The following is a 24,502-nucleotide window of genomic DNA, read 5'->3' as shown; positions in this document are numbered from 1 at the left end:
CCCCCCCCCCCCCCGCACGTCGCTGGCGGTGGCGTGTAGACCGGTCGCGCTGCGGTGGATCCTGGCGATGACGGGCGTTCAGGAGGGCGATGCGGATGTGAGGACGCCGAAAGGGCCCGATCGGCGCTGGTCAGCCGGCGACCCCCTCTGACCCCAGCTGCTTCGCGGCGGCCAGGATGCAGTCGCGGGGCACCAGCACCACTGACTCGTCCTCGCCGATCGAGGCGCCCACCTCGTTCATCCGCTCCGCCTCCTGTGCGGTCAGGAGGTGGCGCTTGCCGATGACGAGGAAGTCGCCGTTCTCCAGTTCCAGGACGTCAGGGCAGTTGTTCGCTCCGACGGACCCGCGCTCGGCGGGCGTCGATCCGATGCGGCGCATGAGACTCCTTGCGGTGACACGATCGATGTTATGGACACCAATACGGACTGGGCGTACCAGGTGTTCGAGCCCCACGGGTCCGAGGGCTGGCGCCCCTACGGCAGCGACCCCGAACGGTGGCGGGGCGCGATCACCGCTGCCGACACGGACGAGGGCGCCAAGCACGCCATCGGCCGGATCGTCGGCGACCTCATGACCGAGTGGGAGCGGGCCGGCCTGAGCCGAGCAATGCACGTGCGGGTCTTCCTCTGGCACGACGAGGCGGGCGAGCTGAAGGATGCCGACTTCGTCGTGGAGGTCCGGCCCCGGTCCGACTTCGACACAGCGTGACCACTCCGGGCCCACTACGCGGCAGCAGCTCGGGGCGCCGAGAGGGCTGACCCTTCAGGCAGGGCCGCCGCCTGCCCAGGACTCCTCGGCGAGAAGGGCGGCGGGGCGACGACCACTCACGTACTGAGGGCACACCGTGTGCGGCGTGCATGGCGTGGGCGGACTTGTCATGTGCCATGAAGCGGCAGAGGTTGGCCGGAGCCTCGAGCTCGATCGCGCGGCCAGGCGCGGGGAAGATCGGCAAGGTCCTGTGGTTGGTGGGCCCAGCGTTCGACGGCGGCACGGCCAGGGACGGAGCGACCTCTTGGGGGTGGCTGCCAAAGCGTTTGATCGCTGTGACGTCTCCGTTGAGTTCCTGAACGGAGCTGGGCAGGGTGTGTGCCTCCTGCTTGAGGAGGGTGGGCCGGGAGCGTACGCGTGGCGGGCGCTGAAGCTGCGTGTGGAGACGCACGCACGCATCTGCTCCCGCCCGACGACGATGAGGGGTTGCCCGAGCAGACCTCCTGTCTCTCTCAGCTCCCGAGGAACCCGGTGGGCGCTGCGGACAGGAGCGATGCCGGCACCGACATCCTGGCTGCCATCGGAGAGCCCGGACCGCACCGGTCAGCCGCGGGCGAATTCGAGGAGGTCGGCATTGAACCGTTCCGCGAACTCGGGAACCATCGACAGACCGTGCGGAGCACCCGAGTAGACCTTGAAGCTCACGTCCTTGACCAGCTGTGACGATTTCTCCGCGGAGGCCACGATGGGGACGATCTGGTCGTCGTCACCGTGAATGATCAGCGTGGGAATGTCGAACGTCTTCAGGTCCTCGGTGAGGTCGGTCTCCGAGAACGCCTTGACGCAGTCGTGGGCGGCCTTGATGCCGACGGTCATGCTCCAGAGCCAGAACTCGTCGCGGGTCCCCTGGGAGACGGTCGTTCCTTCTCGGTTGGCACCGTAGAAGGGGACACTGAGGTCCTTGTAGTACTGGGAACGGTCCGTCAGCACGCCTTTCCTGATCTCGTCGAAGGCCTCGATCGGCAGGCCCTCCGGGTTCGCATCCGTCTTGAGCATCAGCGGGGGGATGGCACCCAGCAGGACCGCCTTGGCGACACGGCCCGTGCCGTGCCGACCGATGTAGCGCGTGACCTCTCCGCCACCGGTCGAGTGACCGACCAGGATGATGTCGCGGAGGTCGAGGACCTCGATGACGGAGGCGAGATCTTCGGCGTAGGTGTCGAGGTCGTTGCCCTTCCAGGGCTGGCCCGAGCGTCCGCCCCCGCGCCGGTCGTGGGCCACGGCCCGGAAGCCGTTGTCCCCCATCAGCATCAGCTGCGGATCCCACGCGTCCGCGATCAGCGGCCAGCCGTGGGAGAAGACCACCGGCTGACCCGATCCCCAGTCCTTGAAGTAGATCTGCGTGCCGTCCTCGGCAGTGGCGAAGGCCATGATCGCCCCTCCTGCACTTGTCCGGGTTCTGCTTCCTGAGAATTCAGTGCTCGGGCCGCAAGGAGATGTGACGCGGCGGCCGGCAGCGGATGCAAAGGGTGACGGAAAGGCCGACAGCGAAGGCGGCCGATGAGCACGTTGTACCAGCCACGCTACTCGTGGAGCCCCACTCCAGCGCGCCGGGCAGAGTGCGGCGACCGGGCGGCCGCCTTGCGCGGTGTGGCCTTGGCCTTCCCCTCGTCGGCCGGCTCTCTGCCGCCGCGACCGGAGCGGGCGGCCTGAAGCTGCCCTCGAGGACCTTCATCAAGTCGATCACGTTGCTCGCCTCCGGCGGCTCCTCGGCCGCCGCGATCTCCTCCCCCTCGGCCTTGGCTTTGCAGTCGTTGCGGTTGCCGGGCAGCGGCCTGCGTCGTGCGCACGTCGGCGGTGAAGGATGCCCACGTCCCAGCGCTCCAGCGTGTCGGCCTGCGGGGTGTCACCGAGGTTGTCGGTGGAGGAGATACGCAGGCATAGCTCGGCGGGTCTCAAGGCAACGGGGGGGGGAGTTCGCTCACTCCGGCAGCCCAGCCACGCACAGCAGCCCGGCGACGACGGCGGCGGCGGTCAGCTGGCGAGGCGCTCCGGGTCGACGGCCTGCGCTTTGGCTCACGAGATCGACGAGGCATCGGCTTCCTACACCCCACCGACGAACGGGAACCGGCCGCATCGACACCCGACACGGCACTTTTCCGGATTTCCTCCCCCGCGCGCGGCCGGGGCGCGGTTGGATGTCCTCATGACCTCCGCCGAGCACGCGCGGCTGATGCGCGCCAACCAGGCGAACTGGGACGCCCGCACTCCGGTCCACCTCACCAGCCGGTTCTACGGCCTGGACGAGGACCTGGATCCGGAGCGCTGGTTCGCCGCGTTCGAGTGGGAGGACCTCGGCGAGTTGTCCGGCCGGGACGTGCTGCACCTCCAGTGCCACCTCGGCACGGAGACGCTCGCCCTCGCCCGGCGTGGAGCCCGGGCGGTAGGCCTGGACTTCTCGGCGGCGTCCGTGACGGCCGCGCGGGACCTCGCCGCGAAGTCGGGCCTCGACGTCACCTACGTCCAGGCCAACGTGTACGACGCCGTGGCGGCGCTCGAGGGCCGGCGGTTCGACGTCGTCTACACCGGCAAGGGCGCCCTGTGCTATCTGCCCGACCTCGACCGGTGGGCGGATGTCGTGGCCAGGCTTCTGCGGCCGGGCGGGCGGTTGTACGTCGTGGAGTTCCACCCGCTGCTCAACGCGCTCGGCCCGAAACCAGGTCCGGGTGAGGGACCGGAGCTGCTGCTGCGCCACGACTACCTAGGTGGCACCGGTCCGGTGCACCGGGACGCCACCTACACCTACACCGACGGGCCGGCCGTCGAGGGCGCCACGGACAGTTACGAGTGGATGCACGGAATAGGAGAGGTCGTGAACGCGTTGACGGATGCGGGAATGGGCGTCCGGCGACTGCGCGAGAGTGACGAGCTCCCCTGGCCGCGCTGGCCGCGGATGGTCCGTACGGACTCTGGCTGGTGGCGGCTGCCCGAGCCGCGGATCCCCCTTTTGTACGGCCTGCTGGCCGTACGTTGAGCCTCCTTCCCCCGGCAGCGGTCACCAGTGCGAGCCGTGTGGACGCGGCGCAGTTGTCGGCGCAGATGATGGTCCCGGTGCCGATACGGCCCGGCTGGGCCGAGGCACTGGCGATGGAACGCTCGGTGGTGCCCTACGAGCGGCTGCTGAGCGTGGACGTCCGGCTGGAAGGCGCAGCGGCGCGGCCGGTGATCACCCCGCAGACCATCGTGGTCGACCAGGGCAATGTGTTCGTCTCGTCCTCGTTCATCGCCGCCTGCGAGTCGCGCCCATGGTGCCCCGCCGTGCGCTGTGGCCGAATGAGATGTGACCGACGACGGCGCCCTGAGCGTCTGGCCGACTGAACCCACACCGCAGAGTGACTCCCAACCGGCGCGGTACAGGAAGCCGCCCTGCCGGGACCGGGGCGTCCCCAGGTCACGGTCTACGACCCCTTCGAGGAGCCCCTGCGACAATGAGCCCGGTCTCCACCGGTGCCGTCGGGTTCGCGCCGCTGGCCCCTCCCACCGTATGGCAGGGCTGGGATGCCTTCGCCCACCGAGCCCCGGCGCCGCGCGCGACGCCACCGACCGCCTCGTCCCAGGCGGAGCGCGAGGACTACCACTCCGAACTCGTCCTCATGCGCACCCCCGCCATGGACAGCGTGTTCACCGCCGTACGCCGGCTGCTGCTGGTCAACCGCCGCCAGCAGGCCGGCGCCCGCCGTGGCCTGATCATCTCTGGTCCGGCCACGACGGGTAAGACCACGACGATGATGGCGCTCGGGCGATCCTTCCAACTGGCCGACGCCCGCCAGCACCCAGGACAGACAGAGCGCAGGCCCGTGCTGCCCCTCAGCGTGCCGCCGGCCGCCACCCCGAAGATGTTCGTCAGCGAATTCGCTCGGTTCCTCGGCATGCCCATCACCGACCACCTCAACCCGACCCAGATCACCGGCGCCGTATACGATCTGCTGTGCGAATTGGGCACCCAGCTGGTCTCGTGGGCCTCTGTCGCGTGCGGGACGCGGTGTCGGTGTCGGTGTCGGTGTCGGTGTCGGTGTCGGTGTCGGTGTCGGCGATGAGGATGCCTCTGATCGTGCGGGAGGACGGGTCGCAGACCGCGATGGCCCTGGCGCAGGGACTCAACCATCTGTCCTGGGCGCGTTACGGGCCCTGAATGCCTCCTCCACACGGTCCTGGAGCCTCGCGTGGCGGAACTGGTATACGGGCCCTACGGTTCGCAGGACGTGACGCTCGCGAGCATCGGAGAGAAACCTGATCAGGCGGACCGGCGTTTCGTTCCTCCGACGCAGTTGGAGGCTCGCAAGGAATGTGCGCCAGGTCACCGATCCGACCAGGCTCAGCGCCAGACTGAGCAGGAGGCCCCCCACCACGACCAGCGCGATCCCGGACAGAAATCCGTCGATGATTCCGAAGATCCGCTCGTGTGTCAGTTCGGCGAGCAGACCGAGACAAGATCCGCCGATGACGCTCCCAACGAGGCCTCCAGCGATTCCTGCGGTCAGCGTGTACTGACGGTCCTGTCTCCAGCACGAGACAGGATCGATGGGAGTTTGGCTGTCGGCACTGCGGTTGCTGAGACCCGTGACGAATCCACCCACCACACCGGCGAGGAGGCCGAACACCAGGCCGCCGAAAAGCATGACGAGGCGGCCATGCACGAGGAGGAGGGCGACGCCCACTGCCAGTCCAAGAGCTCCCCCGCCGACAATCCCGAACTGGAAGTTCTCGCGGACGACAAAGTCTCTCCATTGCAGACGGCCCAGTAACTGAGGGGAGTCCCCGGCGCGTCCGTACGTGAGTGACATCGTTACAGAGAGACCCACGGTCGCACCGGCTCCCAGTCCGGCCGCCAGTCCCGCCCAGCAGAAGCCCACTGCTCCGGCGAGGACTCCGAGGAATAGGCAACTGGCTGTCGTTCTCGGCCATGCCGGTCGCCACTGGGGAACCTGCCACCAGGCGAGGTCGCGGGTTCCATCGCTGTTCATCCGATGCGCTATGGCGCCGAGCCAACGCTCGGCCTGTGCGAGACTGTAGCGACTGTGCGGCTGTCCCGGCCGGTCGTCGTCATAGGCGGCGGGCAGGACTCGGGCGAGAAGGTGGTCCTCCACCGCCGCCCGGTCCGCGAATCGTTCCAGTTCGAAGCGCTGGTCAGTGCGGTAGGTGTCGCGCATCAGCGTGAGCATCAGGGGTGTGTCCAGTGCCTGAGCCACTGCGCCTGAGGGGTGCATTCGGATGTGCTGCACCAAAGCGCGCCAGGTGTCTGGGAGCGGCTGTGTCTGGCAGCGCGTCAGGTACTCCGCAGCATCCTCGGCGCTGACTGGCAGCAGTTGGAGTCCGGCGGAGCCGGACAGGGGGCCCGCTGCGGATACGGCCGTCAGTAGCTCGTTCACGCGGCTCAACATGACCAGGCGGAAGCTCGCCTGCTCGTCCAGCGCCCGCAGGGCTACGGGGCGTACAGGCTCGGGTATTTCGTCCAGGCCGTCCAGGAAGACGGCGATCCGGCCCGTGCCGATGAGCCGGGAGACGACGCCGCCCGCGTGTTCTTCGGACTTCCTGAACATGTAGTCCGTGGCAAGCCGTGTGACAAGCCAGTCCTGCAGTCGCTGGTTCAGCGGGTCCCAACCGCTCAGAGTGAGCAGCACTGGTACGGGGACTCTGGCGCGCGCGGTGGGGTCCAGCGCCTCACGATGCGCGAGTGCGTCGAGCAGCAACCTGATGGCGGCGCCGCTCTTGCCGGCCCCGCCTGCTCCTACGATCACGATCCGGCCGGAGTCCAACGCACCGTAGAGGCGGAAGAGGTCCCGAACGGCACCCGACTCCAAATCCGCGAGAGTGATCGGTTCCAGCCCTGGGAGGGTCTCGAACCGCCGTGAGCCGTTCCCGACACCCACAGCGTCGGCCGCCGGACCTGACAACGGAAGATTCGACCATCTCCACCGCACCGGTACGGGGCTCGGATGCAGCAGCCGCCGTTCGCTCGCCGCGGCACTCCACTGCACCTTTACCCGCTCAGCCAACTCGTCGGCAAAGCGGCGCAGAGCCGGTTCGGTGAGTTCCGCCCGAGGCCTGCGGTTCGTCAGAAATAACGCGGCGCTGGCGGCAGGAACGACGATGGCGCCGATTCCCTGGACGAGTGTGGCCGCTGAGTCCCTGTCATGGGACCGGAAGATGAACGCAAGAGCGACGAAAACGACGAACAGGATAACCAGTAAGCCAACGATGACCATTCGTGCCCCCCTCTTGTCACCGTATGAGGAGTGTGTCAGACAGTTACGGGGCGTGTCCTGGAATCGGCCGTGCAGCACCCCCTGTCCACCAGCGTCTCAACCCCCGCATGGTGGTTTCGTCCCGGCAGGTGGCCCCACGACTTCGTCGCCCGCAGGACGGGTGACAGCCAGCCCGGCCCACGGGATCCTGCACCGGGTGCCCACCGGGATCCAGAACTTCGCCGCGGCCCGCGCCTACTACGCCGGGGCCGGCACGCTCGCCACGCCGGTCACCGCCACGGCCCTGGACAAGCCGGTGGGGCAGCGGCTGGCCAACGTGCGTGAGGACGGCGGCCTCCGGCGACGGTCCGGGGCGAGGGCGGCCGGGCGGTCACCGGCCGCGGTGAAGTGCGCTTGTTGTGCAGGTAGGCGCGAACGCGCTGGTAGCTTCCCTTGTAGCCGAGTGGCACGATCTCCTCCCACAGTTTCCACACGCGGGGCGGGTACCTCCGGCTCGGGAGGGCATCGACCAAGCGCAGGACGGTGCTCCGGCTGACGGAGAACCCGAGCACGGAGTTCAGGCGAGCGCCGGCCCGGCCAGCCCGGGCGAGACCGACCGCAGCCAGCGTCGCGCACAGCCGCTCGGTCCGCTGACCGTGCCGACGGATCATGCCGGGTGTCTGCTCGACGAACGTGCGGCGTGCGCACCTCGCGTTCCCGCAGGCGAACCGGCGGACCCTCAGCTGGAGAACAACGCTTCGTGCGGCGCTCGGCACTTCACCGGGAAACCGCAGATAGGAACCATGAACCCGGTTCGACCAGACCTCGCATGCCGGGCAAGCGGCACCATTCGCTGTACATTCCGCGTCGACGCGCACTATCGCGATGCTCACGTCGACCGACAGCACGGCTACCTCCGTGATCGACGGAAACAACAGCTCCTCAACCGGAACACGATCTCTTCCACGGCCCCGAACTGTCATCCCACCCGCCGTGATGGCGATTCATTTTCGGGCGAATTCACCTACTGCCCCGAGAAGCTCAGCCGTCACTCAACGTGGCCACGTCACAAAAGCTGAGCCGGAATCGCAAGAAGTGATCGAAGCCACCGGTTGGCAGGCTGACGTGAGGTCAGGTGAGCGAAAGAAGGATCTTGCCTCGGCCTGTACCCGTCTCCAAGAGCTGGTGAGCCTTCGCCGCCTCGGCCAGGGGCAGGGTCTGCGTCACCCCGGCGCGGATCCGCCCCGTCGCGAGCAGCCCGAGGGCTTCGGCGAGGTACTCGCCGATCCGTTCGGGAGCCCGACGGGCGAGGTCGCCGATATTGAACCCGGCAATGGTCCGGTTGCTCTTCCACAAGTCCCACACCGAGGCCGTCCACTGCTCGTGCCGACCGAGGTCTCCATAGGCCACCACGCGGCCGAACGGCGCCAGCGCGGTCAGGCTCTGCTCCCGGATCGGCCCACCGATGGGATCGAGGACCAGGTCTACGCCCCGGCCACCGGTCACCTCGGCCAGCCGTTCCGCGAAGCCTTCGCGGAGCAGAACTTCGTCGTAGCCGAGCTCGTCGGCGTACGGAATCTTTTCCACCGAACCGACCGTGCCGTATATCCGGCCGGCCCCCAGCTCCCGGGCCAGCTGCGCAGCTGCAAAGCCGACACCCCCCGCCGCGGAGTGGATCAGCACGTGTTCTCCCTCCCTCAGCCTGCCGGCGTCCTTGAGCAGGCCAAAGGCCGTCGGATAGACGCACGGCAGTCCCGCTGCCTCGGCGGGGTCTGCCTCTCCCGCCCCCGTGCGCAGCGACCTGACGAACCGCGTGTCCGCTGCCGCTACCTCGGCATAGCCGCCGAAGGCCGGCAGATATGCCGCAACCGGCTCGCCGACCTCCAGCCCGCTCACCCCCGCACCGAGCGCGACGACGACCCCGGCAGCCTCAAGGCCGGGGACGTCCACTCCGCCGGGCCCGTCCGGGGTGCCGAACTCGCCTCGGCGATGCTGGATCTCGGCGAAATTGACGCCTGCGAAGGCGACGCGCACCGCGACCTGGCCGGGGGCCGGCACTGGCTCGGGCAGATCCAGCTCCTCCAGTACTTCGATGCCTCCATTAACCCGGAACCCGACCGCGCGCATCCGACGCTCCCCTCATCGTCCCGGCCCTCCCAAGTGCGGGCCGTACGGAAGCAGCAACTTGCGCGGCAATCTTGATATTTCCACCACAGCCCGAGTCGCCGCCCACGACCGCCGTCTCCATGGGGAAACTGACCGCCGGAGTGGCGGAATATCGTGACGCTCAAACCGCGTCCAGTGGGGAGTTACATGACCGTCCACAACGCCACTCGGCCCGTCGGCGGGATCGGTCCCAGGGCTGGACATGGTGAGCTGACCGGTTGGGGCGTCAAGGTGGGTCTCCACGATGTGCTCGGCCGTCAGGTCCGTCGTCGGCGCGGAGGTGTGAACGGTGATCAGCGACTCGACCATGTCGTTCCGTGCTGTGCCGACGGAGATCGAGTGCGGTTCAACGCCGATGCGATGGACGTAGACCGCTTCTTGCGTCCAGCCGGCGGGGGGCAGGTCCGGGTCCGTCTTGTGTCCGGCGATCCATGCGTCGTAGGGCTCAAGGTCCTGGACGTAGAACTGCCCGTGATCGGCGCCGATCATGAATCGCAGTGAAGCATCAGCCACTAGCGCAGACCATCGAGGCCGATGGCGGCCGCTAAGGCGAGTGCTTCCCACTGGTCAGTCCGAGGCGGAGCCGCGAGCAGGGGCAGCCTCCTGCAGAATCTCCACCTCGAATGCCCAGCCGATCACCGTCGGTCGGCCGAAGTCGAGCGTCGGAGGCCGTGGCTCTGGCGCCGGGGTTCGGCCTGTTGGTCAGTGGGCGAGGAGGGCGATGCGGATGGCTCGTTCGACGTGGGCGGCGGTGTTGGCATGGCCTTCGGCGTTGGGGTGGACCAGGGTGACACGCTTGCCGATGAGACCGCAGTTCAGCAGCGTGCCGGGGAGCTTGGCGGGCCAGTAGTCCGCGGCGTCGCCGCAGATGCCCTCGACCCACTTGGTGTCCGCGCTCTGGCAGGCGTCGTGGCCCACGCTGGAGGAGTAGACGTCGACGTAGCGGTCGCCGAAGAACGAGGTGACCTGCTGGATCGTGTTGTTCAGCGGCTTGAGGACGTTGTCACGAAGCCAGTCGATGTCGGCGTGCTTGATCGAGCTCAGCTCGGTGAGGGACGCGCGGTTGCAGTCACTGCCCTCCTCGGGCAGGACGGCCGGATAGCCGACGGTGATCACCTTGGCGTTGGGTGCGGCCTCGTGCACCTTGGCCAGCATTTCGACGTACTCGCTCTGGACCCTGGCGAGCTTGTCCTGGACGCTCTCCTCCCCCTCGGGGGGACTGGTGTAGTACTCGCGACAGGACTTGCCGAGCGTCGCGCCCAGTTCGAGGCACTTCAGGAGCATGCCGCCGAAGGGCAGGCTGTTACCGCCGACGCCGATGGTGACGACATCGGTCTTGTCGTTGAGCTTCGCTCGCTGTATCTGCGGGTCGACTGCGGGCCAGCCTGCGTCAGGGGGCTGGACCGGGCTGATCGGCGTCTGCTTGGTGTTGGCGATGTTGTCGATGGTGGCGTTGCCGCAGCTGACGTTGGTCAGGTGGACGTACTTGCCCGGCGGGAACTCGTCGAGTTCCCGCTCGACCACGCCGGGGTAGGCGTCGCTGGTGCGGTCACAGCCGTCCCGCGACGCATCGCCGAGCGGGGGCAGCGGGTCCCCGACGAAGCCGCCGGCGGTGTACGAGTCACCCAGCGCGGCCCACTGGTACTCATCAGCCGCACCAGCGGGGTACGAGGGCACAAGCGCGGACACCGCCAGTACGAGCCCCACGGCCAGTGCTCTCGGTCGCAGACGGGAGGCGGGGTGCCGCGTGGCGCCCTCCGGACGGGTCGGCAGGGCCGTCGATGTGAGGGCTGCCAGTGTGCCCATAGACGTCAAACGCATCCGCGATCTCCATTCACTACTCGTAGTCACACGACTACGAAGTGAAGTTAGGTGAGGGCAGATGGCCACCGGACGGGCGTGCCGGGTAAACCACTCGGTCGTATTGCGCTGAGGCTCCCGTCACGGTGAGTGCGCCGGGAAGCCAACCCCTGACAGCGAAGAGGCACGCTACAGACAGCTGATGGCGTCGGACCGCGCCAGGAGCACGTCAGCGAACAAACGCCTGGGTCTTCTGGGAAGAGGTCAACGACTTCGGACAGCCTCGCGGGTGCATTTCTCCCTCGCGTACGCGAGCGCGGATCTATTCGTGGCTTCGTTCGTCTTCAGTGACAGCGTTTGTCGACCAGTTTGAGCGGCGGTTAGCCACCCTGGGCAATAAGTCTTCATAGTTTTTGACGGCGCTTCGGGTCAGTGATCTTGGCCTACGGTCCGTGCGGAGCAGTCGTGTCCGTCGCCGGGCAGGCCCATGACGTTCAGTACGGGTCCCTCGCCCCCGGGGATCTCGAAGGTGAAGTTCGCTCCTGACGCGATCACCGTGAGCGAGCACTGGTTGCCGAAGGTCAGCGGAGCGTGCGGCTCCCAGGAACAGTCGGCCCGGTCCAGGGCGGAAACGACGTCCGCGTGCTTGAGCCCTGCCGGGAAGGTGCCCGTCCCCCCGACAACCGACGGAGGGAGTTCGACGACGTCACGCCAGGTCTGGACGCAGATGAGGGAGACCTTGCGGCAGCGGCAGACACTCAGCTCAAGGTCTCCGTAGGCGAAGAGCCGCGGCCACTTTCCGTTCCGGCTCATTGTCCCGATGTCCCAGGGCTCGCCGAGTGCTGCGGTCACATCGTTCCAGTCGGCTCCGCTGAACACCGGGCCCAGCCGACCTGTCTTCGCCATGCCGGTCAGGACATCGAGAATCTCCACGAGGCGGAGCCTGACAGGTGCCCTGACCGGCAGTCCAGTGGTTTCAGGGGGTCAGCCCGCTGTAGTTGTTCGGTTCGGGCTCGGGTGCTGGCAAGGCGGTAGGAATCGGTGCCGGTCTCGATGACGGTGCCGTTGAACGTGAGCCGGCCGCGCAGAGGCGAGGGTCAGTGAAGGTCTCCGTCCAACCACCGAGCGACTCGTTCGAGGCGTGTACCGCTGCTTGCGCGGCGCGTCCAGGTCCGCCCGCAGGATCTCGTCGATCACCGGCTCGTAGCGGTCCACTCCGGTCGCCCGCGGCGGCAGCTTTTTACGTGGTTCCGGCCAGGACGAATCCAACGCCTTCCGCACGTCCGCCACGCCACACCGTGCTTGCGCTCAAGCTCCCTCATCGACTTGCCGCCACGGTGGTCAGGCCGGATCGCCGCGTACGACTCGACCTTCGACATCAGCGGCATGACCAGCACCTTTCACCAGGAGCATCCCAATGCTGCCCTGGCAAGGACCCCGGTGCCTCCCCAACTCGTCGGCATCAACGGGGCGCCTCCCAAATCCACGCCCGTCCCGCAGCGGCCTACCGTGGGTGCCGGCCTGACCGTCGCGACAGCCCAGGGCCCCGGACGCCAGCCGCAGAAGCGGGAGAGCCAGGTGCCGTCGGCCTTCTGCTCGGGGACGGGCTGGTCGTGCTCCTGGTGCTCGTGCCCAGCCTGCTCGGCTTGCCGCTCGGCGGTGGGGCGCGCTGCTTGCAGTCGTCACACGGGTGCGGGTGGGTGTCGCGTGGGGCGCCCCACCCGGCGGGCTCGATGGCCTTCCAGAATCGCTGGTCAAAGACGTGACCCAGTTCGATGGCGCCGTTCAGTACCTCAAGGAGCAGTTCCTCGCTGGAGGCGCGGGCCGGACTGGCACCGCCGGTGAGGGTGACGTTCCGCATGATCATGGATGGGCCGACAGGGCCTTCCTGGTACTGCGGAACCCCGAGACGGCTGATGGTGCCGCCGTCGCCGCCGCCGGCGGGGAGGGTGGTCTCCAGTGTCTGGCGGGTGCCGACGGCCTCGATCACCTTACTCATGCCGTTATCACCGGCCAGCTCGCGCACGCGGGCGACACCCTCCTCGCCGCGCTCCGCGAGCACGTCCGTGGCGCCGAACTCCCTGCCCAGGTCGGTGCGAGCCTTGTGCCGGCCCATCAGCATGACCTGCTCGGCACCCAGCCGCTTGGCCGCGATGACCGCGCACAGGCCGACCGCGCCGTCCCCGAAGGCATCGCACCTCCTGGGATTTCAGGCGCGCAGGCATCCGTGCGCACCGCCCTCGGGCAGCCGCCCGCACCAGGTTCCCGGCCAGGCGCCTTGCGGAAGAGCGGTACGACGTGCGCGGCAAGCCGGACCGGATCCTCCGGTTGGACGTACGCAGGCACGATCAGTCCGGGTGGACTCAGCCATGAGCACGGTATGCCGCTTGACCTGCTGCGATGGCCCTTCGGCCTCCGCAACGCCGACAGCCCGTCACGTTTCGTTGCACTCCAGGTCGGCCTCGGTCGCGTACGCGTCACCACCTATCCACTGAGGTCGTCAACTGCTGGTGCGACTCGGCGGCAGGGTCGCGCGGCCACGGGCCACGGAACCAGCACAAGAGGGAGGTAAGCATCAAAACGCTAGACAAGCGATAGTGCTTTGTCCCGTGATATCAGGATGAGAGATCGCCGAGAGTCGGCGCCTTTGGGAGGCAGCCTGTGTCCCTTCACACCAACAGGTCCGAACCCGAGGCCGGATCCCGGACCGGAGTGTGGTTCGTCGGTGCCCGGGGCTCCGTCGCCGCGACGGCGATCGGGGGGTGCGCCGCTGTCGCCGCTGGACTGTGGCCGCCGACCGGTAGGGCCACCGAGACCCCGCCGTTCGCGGAGAGCAGGCTGCCCTCCCTGTCCTCGTTCGTCTTCGGAGGGCACGACACCGTGGACTGCCCGCTGTCCGAGAAGGCAGAGTCGCTGGTTGCTGAGGGAGTGCTGCCACACGGGCTGCCGCCCACGGTGTGCGCCGCCCTCGCCGCCGCCGACGCGGAGATACGGATCGGCGGACCGCTGCCCGCAGACCGCCGAGGCGAAGAGGAACTGATCGCGGGCTTCGCGGCAGACATCACCGGCTTCGCGGGGCGATGCGGCGCGGCTCGCACGGTCGTGGTCCACGTCGCCCCCGCGGGCGACGCCCGTCTGCCCCCCAGTTCGCTGTACGCGGCGGCCGCGCTGCGCGCCGGATGCCCCGACGTCGACTTCACACCGTCCCTGGGCCCGCGCCACACGACGCTGCGCGCAGCGGCGGGCGACACGGCAGTGCCCTACGCGGGCCGGGAGGGCAAGACCGGGCAGACCCTGCTCCGGGCCGTGCTCGCGCCCATGTTCCAGCAGCACGCACTGGTCGTGCGCACCTGGTCCGGAACGAACCTGCTCGGTGGAGGGGACGGCGCCGCGCTGGCGGACCCTGGGGCTGCCGCCGTCAAGAGCGCAGGCGAGAACCGGACGCTGCACGACACTCTCGGCTCGCTGCCCGAAGGAAAGGTGCACATCGACGACGGGCCGGTGCTGGGGGACTGGAAGACCGCCTGGGACCACATCGCCTTTGACGGCTTCCTCGGTGCGCGGATGTCCCTGCAGACGATCTGGCAGGGCTGCGACTCCGCGCTGGCCGCGCCCCTGGTCCTCGACCTGGCGCGGCTGCTCGCCCGCGCCCACGAGGCGGGTCTCACGGGCCCACGCCCGGAGCTGGGTTTTTACTTCAAGGACCCCGACGGCGGCTCCTCGGCGCTGGCCGACCAGTACACGGCCCTGTCGGGCTTCGCCGAGCGTCTGCTGGAGCCCTGGTGATGCCGGCCGACGGCCGGGGAACCGCAGCGCGGTCGGGGGGCCGGCTGCGTGCCTGGGCAGAACTCCTGAGAGTCTCCGCCCTGCTCACGGTGCCGGGTGACGCGCTCGCCGGGGCGGCGGCCACCGGGGAGCGGCCGACCCGCAGCACCGGGCTCGCGATGGGTGCCTCACTGTGCCTGTACGGGGCAGGGATGGTCCTCAACGACTGGGCGGACCGGAACCACGACGCGGCCTGCCGGCCGCACCGGCCGATCCCCTCCGGGCGGATCAGGCCGGGCACCGCGCTCGCGGCCTCGGCGGGCCTGACAACGGCCGGCCTGGTGCTGGCTGGCCACGCGGGCCGCGAAGCCGCGCGGGCCGCGACGGTCCTTGCGGCCACGGCGTGGGCGTATGACCTGGGCCTGAAGCGGACCAAGGCGGGCCCGGCAGTCATGGCGGCGGCCCGCTGCCTGGACCTGCTCCTGGGCGCCGCGGCCACGTGCCGCTCGGGGACTCGGGCGGCGCTGGGCCCGGCAGCCGCCCTGGGAGCGCACACCTTCGCCGTCACGATGGTCTCCCGCCACGAGACGCTGGGCGGCTCGGTGACCGCCCCCCTCGCCGCGCTCGGCACGACGGCAGCGGTGGGGATCGCGACGAGCCGTGGGCGCGGGCTCGGGCAGCGTCGGAGCCGTTCCCCCGGGGGCCCGGCCCGCGCCGGGCTCGCGGCCGGGTATGCGGTCACGGCCGCGGGGCCGTTGATCCGTGCAGCACTCGACCCCTCGCCCGCCCTCACCCAGCGGGCCGTCGGTGGCGGTATCCGGGCGATGATCCCGCTGCAGGCTGCACTGACCGCGCGGGACGGGTCGGTCGGTGCAGCAGCGGCCATCATCGCCCTGGCGCCAGCCGCGCGGAGGCTCTCACGGAGGGTCAGTCCGACATGAGCCTGCGATTCGGCTACGGCACCAACGGTCTGACCGACCTCAGGCTCAACGACGCCCTCGGACTCCTCGCCGACCTGGGCTACGACGGGGTTGGGCTGACCCTCGACCACATGCACCTCGACCCGGCAGGCCCCGATGCGCCCGCCCGCGCCCGGCAGGTGGCGCGGCGCCTCGCGCGGCTCGGCCTCGGCGTGACTGTCGAGACCGGCGCACGCTACATCCTCGACCCTCGCCGCAAGCACGGACCGTCCCTGATCGACCCCGACCCCGAAGCGCGCGCCACCAGGGTCCGGTTGCTGGTGACCGCCGTGCACATCGCCGCCGAACTCGGGGCGCACGCCGTGCACTGCTTCAGCGGCACCGTGCCGGACGGAGCGGATGACGGCACCTCGTGGAAGCGGCTCGGCCAAGCGCTCGAACCGGTACTCGCCGCGGCGGAACGCGAAGGGGTGCCCCTCGCCGTCGAGCCCGAGCCCGGCCACCTCCTCGGCACCCTCGCCGACTTCCACCGCCTGCGCGCGGATCTCGGCGACCCGGGTGTCCTCGGCCTCACCCTGGACATCGGGCACTGCCAGTGCCTCGAGCCCGAGCCACCCGCCGACTGCGTGCGGGCCGCCGCACCCTGGCTGCGACACGTGCAGATCGAGGACATGCGCCGAGCGGTCCACGAGCACCTGCCCTTCGGTGAAGGCGAAATCGACTTCCCGCCCGTCCTGGACGCCCTGAGCGCCACGGGCTACCGGGGCTTGACAGTCGTTGAACTGCCCCGGCATTCGCATATGGGCCCGGACCTCGCCCAGCGCTCCCTGCGCTTCCTGCGGAACGGAGGCACATGGTGACCACCCCACCGGCCGCCACGAACGCGGCAGCGGACAAGCCGTTCACAGCCATCGACGAGCGGCTGACGCCCGCCGTCCAGGCCTGGCTCGACGCGGCCCTTGCCGAGGCGGCCGAAGCCACGGCCCCGGCCGGACACCGGCGGGGCCTGCCGGCCTGGGAGTTGCGCTTCGCCGAGGCCGGCCGCCGCTGCGGTTCCGAGACCGCCGCCGACGCGGCGCGCGTCCTGCTGCTGCACACCGCAGGCGCCGACGCCGCCACCGCGGCGCGGCTCTACCGCCGGGGCACCGCCGACGAACGCCGCGCCGTGCTGCTCGCCCTGCCCGGCTTGGAGCTCGCCCCCGAGGAAGGGCTGCCGCTCGTGGAGGACGCGCTGCGGACCAGCGACACCCGCCTGATCGCCGCTGCCGTCGGCTCGTACGCCGCCGAACACCTCGCCCAGCACGCCTGGCGGCACGCGGTCCTCAAATGCCTGTGCACCGGGGTCCCCGCGGCCGCGGTCGCCGGCCTGGCCAGGCGGGCCCGCGGCGACGCCGAACTCGCCCGCATGCTCACCGACCACACGGGCGAATGCACAGCCGCCGGCCGCCCCGTACCTGTCGACCTGTATCTCGTCCAGGCCCTGACCGCCGAGGCAGAGGAGCCCTGATGCGCATCTTCGACCCCCACATCCATATGACCTCCCGCACCACGGACGACTATGAGGCCATGCGCGCGGCGGGCGTGCGGGCCGTCGTCGAGCCCTCGTTCTGGCTGGGCCAGCCGCGCACCTCTCCCGCCAGCTTCCTCGACTACTTCGACTCCCTGCTCGGCTGGGAGCCCTACCGCGCCGCCCAGTACGGCATCGCCCACCACTGCGCGCTCGCCCTCAACCCCAAGGAGGCCAACGACCCACGGTGCGTGCCCGTCATCGACGAACTGCCGCACTACCTCGTCAAGGACCACGTCGTCGCCGTCGGCGAGATCGGCTACGACTCCCTGACCCCCGCCGAGGACGCCGCGTTCGCCGCCCAGCTCCAGCTCGCCCACGACCACGGGCTTCCCGCCCTCGTCCACACCCCGCACCGGGACAAGCTCAACGGCCTCCGCCGCACCGTCGACATCGTGCGCGAGTCGGCCCTACCTCCGGAGCGGGTGCTGCTCGACCACCTCAACGAGACCACGGCCAAGGAGGCCAAGGACAGCGGCGCCTGGCTCGGCTTCTCCGTCTACCCGGACACCAAGATGGACGTGGACCGCACGGTCGCCGTCCTCAAGGACTTCGGGACCGAACGCGTCGTGGTCAACTCCGCCGCAGACTGGGGCAGAAGCGACCCTCTCACGACCCGCAGGGTCGGCGATGCCATGCTGAGGGCCGGGTTCAGCGAGGACGAGGCCGACCAGGTGCTGTGGCACAACCCCGTGGCTTTTTACGGACTGAGTGGACGACTGAACCTCGACCGCGGCAGACCGGACGCCCCCTACGAGGGCAACACCATCCTGCGCGGCGGGGAGTAGACCCCATGCGGTTCCGCCACCCCAACGGCGACGTGGTCCACCTCGCTTACTGCACGAACGTCCACCCGGCCGAGACCCTCGACGGGGTGCTCGCCCAGCTCCGCGACCACTGCGAGCCGGTGCGACGGCTGCTCGGGCGGGACCGGCTCGGCATCGGCCTGTGGCTGGCCAGGGAGGCAGTCCGCACCCTGACCATGGACCCCGCCGCCCTGCTCCGGCTGCGCTCCGAACTCGACCGGCGCGGCCTCGAGGTCGTCACCCTCAACGGCTTCCCCTATGAAGGATTCGGCGCCGCCGAGGTCAAGTACCGCGTATACCAGCCCGACTGGACCGAACCCAAGCGTCTGGCCCACACCGCCGACCTGGCCAGGCTCCTCACCACACTGATGCCGGACGACGCCGCGGAGGGCACCGTCTCGACTCTCCCCATCGCCTGGCGAACCCCCTTCGACGCGGCCCGGGCGCGAGCCGCCCGTGCCGCCCTGGCCGCGCTCGCGGAACGGCTCGCCACCCTGGAGGAGGAGACCGGCCGCCGCGTGCGCGTGGGCCTGGAGCCGGAGCCCGGCTGCGTGATCGAGACCACCGCCGACGCCGTCGCGCAGCTCACCGCCGTCCCCGGCGACCGTATCGGCGTCTGCCTGGACACCTGCCACCTCGCCACCTGCTTCGAGGACCCGCGCACCGCGCTCGACGCCCTTCGGGCCGCCCGGATCCCCGTACCCAAGGTCCAGCTCTCTGCCGCCCTGCACGCCGAGAACCCCTGTCTGCCCGAAGTACGCGAGGCCCTCTCGGCATTCGCCGAGCCCCGTTTCCTGCACCAGACCCGCACCCGGACCGCCGCCGGCCTGATGGGCACCGACGACCTCGCGGAGGCGCTGGCCGGCGGTGTCCTGCCGGACGAGTCGCCGTGGCGCGCGCACTTCCACGTTCCCCTGCACGCGCCGCCCTCCCCTCCGCTCACCTCCACCACCACCGTTCTCCGGGGCACCCTCGAACACCTCATCGGCGGCCCGGCGCCGCTGAGCCGCCACCTAGAAGTCGAGACCTACACCTGGCAGGCCCTCCCCTCGGAGCTGCGCCCCGGCGGCTCCGGCCAGCTCGCCGAAGGCATCGCCTCCGAACTGGCCTTCGCCCGCGACCTCCTGGTCGATCTGGGTCTCAAGGAGCTGCCATGACACGTCACCGCCCGCCACGGCCCCTCCTCGTCCTCGACGTCGCGGCCCTGACCCCGCGCCTCCTCGACCGCATGCCCCGCCTCGCCACGCTGGCCCGGTCCGGTTCATGGGCGCACCTGGGGACGGTGCTGCCCGCCGTGACCTGTGCGGCCCAGTCCACCTTCCTCACCGGCACGCTCCCGGCGGAGCACGGCGCCGTGGGCAACGGCTGGTACTTCCGCGAACTCGGCGAGGTGCTCCTGTGGCGCCAGCACAACGGACTGGTCCGCGGCGACAAACTGTGGGATGCGGCCCGGCGCGCTCACCCCGGTTACACCGTCGCCAACGTCTGCTGGTGGTACGCGATGGGCGCAGGGACCGACATCACCGTCACCCCCCGCCCCGTCTACCGAGCCGACGGCCGCAAGGAGCCCGACTGCTACACCCGTCCGCCCCGGCTCCGCGACGAGCTCACCCGGACGCTCGGCACCTTCCCCTTGCTCCGCTTCTGGGGACCGGGCGCGGGCATCGACTCGAGCCGCTGGATCGCCGAGGCCACCCGCCGCATCATGCGCGCCAGCGCTCCGGACCTCGTTCTGTCCTACTTGCCGCACCTCGACTACGACCTGCAGCGGTATGGCCCGGACGACCCGCGCTCCGAGCGAGCCGCAGAGGAACTCGACTCCGTGATCGCCCCCCTCGTCGACGACGCCGAGGCCGAGGGCCGCACCGTCGTCGTCCTGTCCGAGTACGGCATCACCCGTGTGAGCCGCCCGGTCGACATCAACCGGGCCCTGCGCCGCGCCGGACTGCTCGAGGTGCACACCCAGGACGGCATGGAGTATCTCGACCCCGCGGCCTCACGCGCCTTTGCGGTGGCCGACCACCAGGTAGCGCACGTCTATGTGCGCCGACCGGAGGACTTGGAGGCTACCCGCGGGGCGCTCCTCGCCCTCGAGGGCGTGGACCTCCTTCTCGACGACCGGGGCAAGAAAGACCACGGACTGGACCACCCGCGCTCGGGTGACCTGGTTGCCGTGGCCGAGCCCGGCGCCTGGTTCACGTACTACTACTGGCTGGACGACGCGGCCGCCCCGGACTTCGCCCGGACGGTGGAGATCCACCGCAAGCCCGGCTACGACCCCGCCGAGCTGTTCTTGGACCCCCTCGATCCGTGGGTGCGGGCCAGGGCGGTGTGGGCGCTCGCCCGCAAGAGACTCGGCATGCGGTACCACATGGCGGTCGTACCACTCGACCCCTCGCCTGTCCGCGGCAGCCACGGCCGCCTGCCTGAAGACCCCGGCGACGGGCCGGTCATCGTGTGCTCAGCTCCCGGGGCCGTCTGCGGTCGGGTCCAGGCCACCGAAGTGAAGCCGCTGCTCCTGCGGCTGGCGGGCCTCGGCTAGCGCGTGCCCGGCCCGCACCGGGAGCCCGTTGCCGGGACGGCGGGCGGGCCCGCAGGACTACCCGCGGCGGACCTCGCACGAAATACCTGGCCGGCGGGGCCACCGCAGTGGTCGAGGACTGCTCGGACAAGGCCGCCCGGCGCATGCCGCTGTTCGTTGCGTCATGGTCGGCCTCGCCATTCTCCTGCTGACCGTGGTACCGACCAGGATTCCGGGCCTGGCCGGGTAATCATCCGGCCGGGCCCTGGACGCAACCGCGCGAGTGGCGATCGTGGAGGAGTCGGCGCTTGGCGTCGCGTCAGACCTGGAAGCTCGGTCCCAGGACGGTATCGGCGCCGGGAGCGGACGGGTGCCGGAACAGCTCCTTGGCGCGGACCTCGACGGAGTACATCAGCGAGACTGCCTCCTGTAGGTGCTCGGGGTGCCCGTTGAAGACCCGGTTCAGGGCCCTGAGGAGATCACCGTACGTCCGGTCGCACTGCTCGGACGGGAGCCGGCCGGGGGAGTCCAGCGGAATCGCGGACGTATCGGGGTCGTCCATCACCGGGTACACGCCGTCCGGGTCGAAAGGGATCTCCTCACCCTCGAACACCCATGCGCCATCCTTCTGGATCAGGCGTCTGCCTCTGACGACCTGCTGGAACCGGTAGTAGTGGGAGGGCTGCCCCTGGTACTCAGGGTGGCCGATGGTGCCTTCACCCTGATAGATGATCTCGTAGATCGCAGAGTGGGCGGTGGCAACGTCGTACACCCTGTGGAGGTTCCCCGGCGCCCCGCCGGGCCAGTTCAGCACCTGGGGCCTGTCCCTTCCGGTGAAGATGCCGTCCCCCATTTCGCTGATCTTCCTGGCAATCTGCGTGTAGAGCCACCCGATGGTGAACTCCTCGAACTCCGCCTCCTGGAAGAAAGTCCTCAGCGGCGAGAACAGATGGGTGTCCAGATCCTCTGCCGAGATGGCCTGGGCCATCTTGACAGTGTTGTTCTGGGGCGATTCGTAGTGGTAGGAGGTGACCTCGCCCCGCTCGTTGAGCTCGATCCGCTCGGGGACGACTGGCTCTGGATACGGCGTCCTCGCTTTCGTGAGAGGCCGCTCGGGCCTCTCGATCCCCATGAACACGTCGCGGATCTGCTCGATCGAGCACCGGCGCAGCGAGACGACGAGGTCGGGCAGTACCCCGGCGGGCAAGTGGTTCGGGTACGTCGGCACGAATCCCGGCCGACCGATCCGAGGCTTCCCGTCCAACGCGGTCAGGATGTTGGCCACCAGGGTGATGTGCAGCATCTCCTGCATCACCACGCTCCGGATGATCTCGGCCACCTCGTGGTTGCGGCCGGGCTTGAGGGAGAACAGCGCGTACAGGTACGGCGGAATGGTGGAGTGTTCGAGCTCGAGGGCGAGCTGGAGTGCGTGGCGTAGGTCATCGACGTTCCGGAGCGCCAGGAAGGGAGGCCGCTCTTGGCGCAGCCACCCCACGATCGCATCCCGCTTCCCCGGCGACAGGTCGCGGGTGACCGGCATGTGGCTCGGTGAATCCACGGGCTCGGTGAGGACGTGCTGCAGGCGGCGCTTGTACTTGACGACGTCGTGGTAGTTCGCCAGGTCGAGTACCTCCCGCATCACCGGGTACAGGTTGGCGTACTGTTGGAGGATCGGCTTGACGTCGGGGATCCAGGCGATGTCGGCCGGCTCCTTGTACTCCTCCCAGACCAGCACGTTGAGCTGGCCTTCCTTCTGCATCCCGGTCCCGCCGCTGCTCGAGTACTCCGGGCCGTAGTCGACGTTGTAGACCTGTCCGTCGATGTAACCACGCGGGTTGCCCGGATCGGTCGCCGCCAGTCGGACCGTGGCTTGCCCCCGCCGATCGGTGGTTACGGGCTGGATCGGCTGGAGCCCGCCTCGCTCGCTCATCGGGATCGGCGGTGCGACCAGTGAGTTGTCGTCGGAATGCCGCTTGGCGTCCTCCATGGCGGCGTTGTCAAAAACGATCTTGACATTGTCGGCCGGCTCACCGAACCGGGTGGCGTGGATGGTGGTGGTCGGGCCCTCCCCTGCCCGCACCGGCGGATAGACGTGGAAGACGGAGTCGTCGGCGCGGGCGAAGCTGGCGTCGCTGTTCTCCTCCAGCAGCACGGTGCCGTCGAGAGTCCTCAGGGCGAGCCGGCGGTTCGAGAACGCCGCCCTGTCCTGCCCGAGTTGAATGGTGGCGATGCCCGCGCGCTCGGTGAGGAACCCGGCGTCGAGGGGGCCAAGCTGAGCCAGCACCTCCGGCTCGCCGGCGCCCTTCGGCAGCGCCACCACCTGAATGAGGCCGATGCTGTCGAGGGGAGGGCCGCCGGGGGCACTGGTGGGGACACTGTTCCCCAGATCGATGTGCAGCCGGTCCTGCCCGTCGATGCGGCACGGCGCGTCCATGAGGGGTCCCCCCTCGGCGGGGCGGCGCAGTCGGCGCGCCGCGGTGAAGTGCCGGGGCTCTCCGGACGCGGTCGGCCCGATGGAGCCCACGATGCGGCCCGTGCCGAACCGCGGTGAGTCCCAGTCGGCTTCGTAGCCGTCGAGCATGAACTTGATGGACAACTCGTCATCGGCCGTGCTCTCCACCAGTTCCTTCAGGAACGGCGACGACCCCGTGTCCGTCTCGTCAGGACTGAACCTGATGACGGACTGGTAGACGGCCGAATACTTGTCCAGGCCTGTGGCCCGGCGGCAGCGCCCCCACAGGTCGACGAACGAGGCGTGGCGGAAGTCCCCGTACAGCACCTGTCGCTGCTCGCTGTCGGACAGCCGAAGGCGCAGACCCCAGATCTGGGAAGCGCCCTGCTGCACCGGGTCCAGGTCCTGGATCTTTGCGCTGACGCGATCGCCGTCGTCCACCAGGGAGCCGCCGACGACGGGCTCGATCCCACCGGACGTCACCAGGCGGCCATCCGCCCCCACGACGCTGGTCACCACGCAGTCGAGCAGACGGAACGAGGCGCTTCCCCACGGATTCCACCAGCCGTCTTCTGTGAACCGGCTGCGTCTGTGAAAACGAGGTTGGAACGTGTCGTTGTCGAAGTGCTCCGGGTCGTTGTTGACGGTGGAAGGGTCGAAAACGAACCTTCCTGAGAAGTGCAGGCGCGGGAACTGAAGGTAACTCAACGGAAACTCCGTTCGGACGCGGGGGTTCACCGGACACGTTTCCAGTGTTGGCCAGGAGGGGCGGTGTGGAGACCCGGCGGTGACAGACGCCCCGTTCATGCCACGCCTGGCGGTCAGGGAATCAAGCCGAACGGGTGGGGTTTCCCGTGGGAATTCCCGGCATTCCGGGGAACGGCCGGCAAGGCGCCGGAAACGCTCGTGGAACCGCCTGGCCCGTCTGGATCGCGCGGCGGTCGCCGAGTCCACGGCTGGGGTGCGGACACCGACCAGTGACAGCAGGTGAGGGAGAGGCATGCTGGCGACGGCAGCCGGAAGCGGCGGCGCGGAGCCGTGCTGCGCGTGCAGTCGGTGCTGCAGCAGCGCCGGGGCCCGCCTCTGCAGGTCCGGTCGCCGCGGCCCGTAGAGGTCGAGTTCGGCCAGCGCCGGGCACCTGGGGGCAAGGTTTCGACGCTCCGGGCGGCACGATGGCCTCGCCCGGGTGACGTTTCAACTCGGGGCTCGGGACGCCGCGGGCCAGGGCAACTGCCCGCACTCCGAGGGGGGAACGAGGGCAGCCTGCCGCCAGCGGGGTCGCGATTGCGCTTATCGGCTGTACGAGCACCTCCGCGGCAGTCGTGAGGGGACGTGCCACCCGATCGGGTCGGGGCGTCGTCCGACGCACAGGGGCGAGCGCGCGCCCGGGCCGGGCGTCCTACCCTCCCGGTTCCGGCCGCCGGGGTACGTCACGTTCTGGGGCGCGTGACGTAGAGGCGGTAGTCGCGCTGCCGACGGCCTCCCGCAGATGGGCTATGGCGTAGACGGGCACGGTGTTCTTCCGGTCGGCCGGATGCCGTCTGCCGACGA

The 24,502-nt window shown here is 69.5% G+C and carries 19 protein-coding genes and 2 pseudogenes; 11 read left to right on the top strand and 10 right to left on the bottom strand.

The window, feature by feature from the left end; genetic code table 11:
* Nucleotides 1–130: 130 nt before the first annotated feature.
* On the bottom strand, nucleotides 131–379 hold the full coding sequence (locus IEZ20_RS30320) for a hypothetical protein (RefSeq protein ID WP_189304560.1): 249 nt from the start codon (nucleotides 377–379) through the stop codon (nucleotides 131–133).
* 30 nt (nucleotides 380–409) lie between these two features.
* Here IEZ20_RS30320 and IEZ20_RS30315 point away from each other — a divergent pair, with 30 nt between their 5' ends.
* Nucleotides 410–709 (top strand): hypothetical protein, encoded by a 300-nt coding sequence (locus IEZ20_RS30315; RefSeq protein ID WP_189304558.1) that lies wholly within the window; start codon nucleotides 410–412, stop codon nucleotides 707–709.
* A 603-nt stretch (nucleotides 710–1,312) separates the two neighbouring features.
* On the opposite strand, the gene IEZ20_RS30310 is transcribed toward IEZ20_RS30315, so the two are convergent.
* Entirely contained in the window at nucleotides 1,313–2,140 is an 828-nt protein-coding gene (locus IEZ20_RS30310) for an alpha/beta fold hydrolase (protein WP_189304556.1), read from the bottom strand.
* Between the two features lie 775 nt (nucleotides 2,141–2,915).
* Here IEZ20_RS30310 and IEZ20_RS30305 point away from each other — a divergent pair.
* The 3 genes and pseudogenes from IEZ20_RS30305 (at nucleotide 2,916) to IEZ20_RS30295 (ending at nucleotide 4,806) form a co-directional block, all read left to right on the top strand.
* Nucleotides 2,916–3,743 carry a class I SAM-dependent methyltransferase gene (locus IEZ20_RS30305; RefSeq protein WP_189304554.1) on the top strand — a complete coding sequence of 276 codons (828 nt, stop codon included), beginning with the start codon at nucleotides 2,916–2,918 and terminating at the stop codon, nucleotides 3,741–3,743.
* Nucleotides 3,744–3,781: 38 nt separating this feature from the next.
* Nucleotides 3,782–4,009 (top strand): annotated as a pseudogene (locus IEZ20_RS30300) (transposase); the annotation flags it as partial.
* A gap of 188 nt (nucleotides 4,010–4,197) precedes the next feature.
* Nucleotides 4,198–4,806: a TniB family NTP-binding protein gene (locus IEZ20_RS30295; RefSeq protein WP_229896329.1), complete on the top strand. Its 609-nt coding sequence runs from the start codon at nucleotides 4,198–4,200 to the stop codon at nucleotides 4,804–4,806.
* A 60-nt stretch (nucleotides 4,807–4,866) separates the two neighbouring features.
* Here IEZ20_RS30295 and IEZ20_RS30290 read toward each other — a convergent pair whose 3' ends face one another.
* The 7 genes and pseudogenes from IEZ20_RS30290 to IEZ20_RS40785 all read right to left on the bottom strand — a co-directional run bounded on the left by IEZ20_RS30290 (nucleotide 4,867) and on the right by IEZ20_RS40785 (nucleotide 13,087).
* A complete protein-coding gene (locus tag IEZ20_RS30290) occupies nucleotides 4,867–6,975 on the bottom strand; it encodes a hypothetical protein (protein ID WP_189304552.1) in 2,109 nt (702 codons plus the stop codon).
* A gap of 1,110 nt (nucleotides 6,976–8,085) precedes the next feature.
* Nucleotides 8,086–9,081 (bottom strand): quinone oxidoreductase family protein, encoded by a 996-nt coding sequence (locus tag IEZ20_RS30285; protein ID WP_189304550.1) that lies wholly within the window; start codon nucleotides 9,079–9,081, stop codon nucleotides 8,086–8,088.
* Nucleotides 9,082–9,093: 12 nt separating this feature from the next.
* The gene (locus tag IEZ20_RS30280; RefSeq protein ID WP_189304548.1) at nucleotides 9,094–9,609 is read right to left on the bottom strand and encodes a hypothetical protein; all 516 of its coding nucleotides are present in this window, start codon (nucleotides 9,607–9,609) and stop codon (nucleotides 9,094–9,096) included.
* A 213-nt stretch (nucleotides 9,610–9,822) separates the two neighbouring features.
* Complete coding sequence (locus tag IEZ20_RS30275; RefSeq protein WP_229896328.1) at nucleotides 9,823–10,941, bottom strand: SGNH/GDSL hydrolase family protein; 1,119 nt, start codon at nucleotides 10,939–10,941, stop codon at nucleotides 9,823–9,825.
* A gap of 408 nt (nucleotides 10,942–11,349) precedes the next feature.
* Nucleotides 11,350–11,853, bottom strand: a complete 504-nt coding sequence (locus tag IEZ20_RS30270; protein ID WP_189304546.1) for a hypothetical protein — start codon at nucleotides 11,851–11,853, stop codon at nucleotides 11,350–11,352.
* Nucleotides 11,854–11,918: 65 nt separating this feature from the next.
* Nucleotides 11,919–12,061, bottom strand: a pseudogene (locus tag IEZ20_RS39965) (IS21-like element helper ATPase IstB); the annotation flags it as partial.
* A 363-nt stretch (nucleotides 12,062–12,424) separates the two neighbouring features.
* Nucleotides 12,425–13,087 carry a zinc-binding dehydrogenase gene (locus tag IEZ20_RS40785; protein WP_189304670.1) on the bottom strand — a complete coding sequence of 221 codons (663 nt, stop codon included), beginning with the start codon at nucleotides 13,085–13,087 and terminating at the stop codon, nucleotides 12,425–12,427.
* Nucleotides 13,088–13,581: 494 nt separating this feature from the next.
* Between IEZ20_RS40785 and IEZ20_RS30260 the strand changes: the two genes are divergently transcribed.
* Genes IEZ20_RS30260 through IEZ20_RS30230 form a run of 7 tightly spaced genes read left to right on the top strand, consistent with a single transcriptional unit; the run spans nucleotide 13,582 to nucleotide 20,520 of the window.
* Entirely contained in the window at nucleotides 13,582–14,706 is a 1,125-nt protein-coding gene (locus tag IEZ20_RS30260; RefSeq protein ID WP_189304544.1) for an inositol-3-phosphate synthase, read from the top strand.
* The gene (locus tag IEZ20_RS30255) at nucleotides 14,706–15,626 is read left to right on the top strand and encodes an SCO3242 family prenyltransferase (RefSeq protein WP_189304542.1); all 921 of its coding nucleotides are present in this window, start codon (nucleotides 14,706–14,708) and stop codon (nucleotides 15,624–15,626) included. Before IEZ20_RS30260 ends, IEZ20_RS30255 begins: the two co-directional genes overlap by 1 nt.
* Nucleotides 15,623–16,465, top strand: a complete 843-nt coding sequence (locus IEZ20_RS30250; RefSeq protein WP_189304540.1) for a sugar phosphate isomerase/epimerase family protein — start codon at nucleotides 15,623–15,625, stop codon at nucleotides 16,463–16,465. The genes IEZ20_RS30255 and IEZ20_RS30250 overlap by 4 nt, the downstream gene beginning before the upstream one ends.
* Nucleotides 16,459–17,112, top strand: coding sequence for an EboA domain-containing protein (locus IEZ20_RS30245; RefSeq protein ID WP_189304538.1), 654 nt, complete (start codon nucleotides 16,459–16,461; stop codon nucleotides 17,110–17,112). Before IEZ20_RS30250 ends, IEZ20_RS30245 begins: the two co-directional genes overlap by 7 nt.
* Complete coding sequence (locus IEZ20_RS30240; RefSeq protein WP_189304536.1) at nucleotides 17,112–17,960, top strand: TatD family hydrolase; 849 nt, start codon at nucleotides 17,112–17,114, stop codon at nucleotides 17,958–17,960. The genes IEZ20_RS30245 and IEZ20_RS30240 overlap by 1 nt, the downstream gene beginning before the upstream one ends.
* A 5-nt stretch (nucleotides 17,961–17,965) precedes the next feature.
* Nucleotides 17,966–19,135 carry a metabolite traffic protein EboE gene (gene eboE, locus IEZ20_RS30235; protein ID WP_189304534.1) on the top strand — a complete coding sequence of 390 codons (1,170 nt, stop codon included), beginning with the start codon at nucleotides 17,966–17,968 and terminating at the stop codon, nucleotides 19,133–19,135.
* Nucleotides 19,132–20,520, top strand: coding sequence for an alkaline phosphatase family protein (locus IEZ20_RS30230; protein ID WP_189304532.1), 1,389 nt, complete (start codon nucleotides 19,132–19,134; stop codon nucleotides 20,518–20,520). Before eboE ends, IEZ20_RS30230 begins: the two co-directional genes overlap by 4 nt.
* A 298-nt stretch (nucleotides 20,521–20,818) precedes the next feature.
* On the opposite strand, the gene IEZ20_RS30225 is transcribed toward IEZ20_RS30230, so the two are convergent.
* Nucleotides 20,819–23,659 carry a ferritin-like domain-containing protein gene (locus IEZ20_RS30225; RefSeq protein WP_189304530.1) on the bottom strand — a complete coding sequence of 947 codons (2,841 nt, stop codon included), beginning with the start codon at nucleotides 23,657–23,659 and terminating at the stop codon, nucleotides 20,819–20,821.
* Nucleotides 23,660–24,502: the final 843 nt, after the last annotated feature.

The sequence above is a fragment of the Streptomyces cinerochromogenes genome, from assembly GCF_014648635.1.
Taxonomy (GTDB): Bacteria; Actinomycetota; Actinomycetes; order Streptomycetales; family Streptomycetaceae; genus Streptomyces; species Streptomyces cinerochromogenes.
The sequence above is the reverse complement of the archived record's forward strand: the minus strand, read 5'-3'. Positions and strand labels throughout refer to the sequence as shown.

Coding starts and splice junctions, on each gene's coding strand:
- IEZ20_RS30320 (WP_189304560.1), bottom strand. CDS start 379: ATGCGCCGCATCGGATCGACGCCCGCCGAGCGCGGGTCCGTCGGAGCG.
- IEZ20_RS30315 (WP_189304558.1), top strand. CDS start 410: ATGGACACCAATACGGACTGGGCGTACCAGGTGTTCGAGCCCCACGGG.
- IEZ20_RS30310 (WP_189304556.1), bottom strand. CDS start 2,140: ATGGCCTTCGCCACTGCCGAGGACGGCACGCAGATCTACTTCAAGGAC.
- IEZ20_RS30305 (WP_189304554.1), top strand. CDS start 2,916: ATGACCTCCGCCGAGCACGCGCGGCTGATGCGCGCCAACCAGGCGAAC.
- IEZ20_RS30295 (WP_229896329.1), top strand. CDS start 4,198: ATGAGCCCGGTCTCCACCGGTGCCGTCGGGTTCGCGCCGCTGGCCCCT.
- IEZ20_RS30290 (WP_189304552.1), bottom strand. CDS start 6,975: ATGGTCATCGTTGGCTTACTGGTTATCCTGTTCGTCGTTTTCGTCGCT.
- IEZ20_RS30285 (WP_189304550.1), bottom strand. CDS start 9,081: ATGCGCGCGGTCGGGTTCCGGGTTAATGGAGGCATCGAAGTACTGGAG.
- IEZ20_RS30280 (WP_189304548.1), bottom strand. CDS start 9,609: ATGATCGGCGCCGATCACGGGCAGTTCTACGTCCAGGACCTTGAGCCC.
- IEZ20_RS30275 (WP_229896328.1), bottom strand. CDS start 10,941: ATGCGTTTGACGTCTATGGGCACACTGGCAGCCCTCACATCGACGGCC.
- IEZ20_RS30255 (WP_189304542.1), top strand. CDS start 14,706: ATGCCGGCCGACGGCCGGGGAACCGCAGCGCGGTCGGGGGGCCGGCTG.
- IEZ20_RS30250 (WP_189304540.1), top strand. CDS start 15,623: ATGAGCCTGCGATTCGGCTACGGCACCAACGGTCTGACCGACCTCAGG.
- IEZ20_RS30245 (WP_189304538.1), top strand. CDS start 16,459: ATGGTGACCACCCCACCGGCCGCCACGAACGCGGCAGCGGACAAGCCG.
- IEZ20_RS30240 (WP_189304536.1), top strand. CDS start 17,112: ATGCGCATCTTCGACCCCCACATCCATATGACCTCCCGCACCACGGAC.
- eboE (WP_189304534.1), top strand. CDS start 17,966: ATGCGGTTCCGCCACCCCAACGGCGACGTGGTCCACCTCGCTTACTGC.
- IEZ20_RS30230 (WP_189304532.1), top strand. CDS start 19,132: ATGACACGTCACCGCCCGCCACGGCCCCTCCTCGTCCTCGACGTCGCG.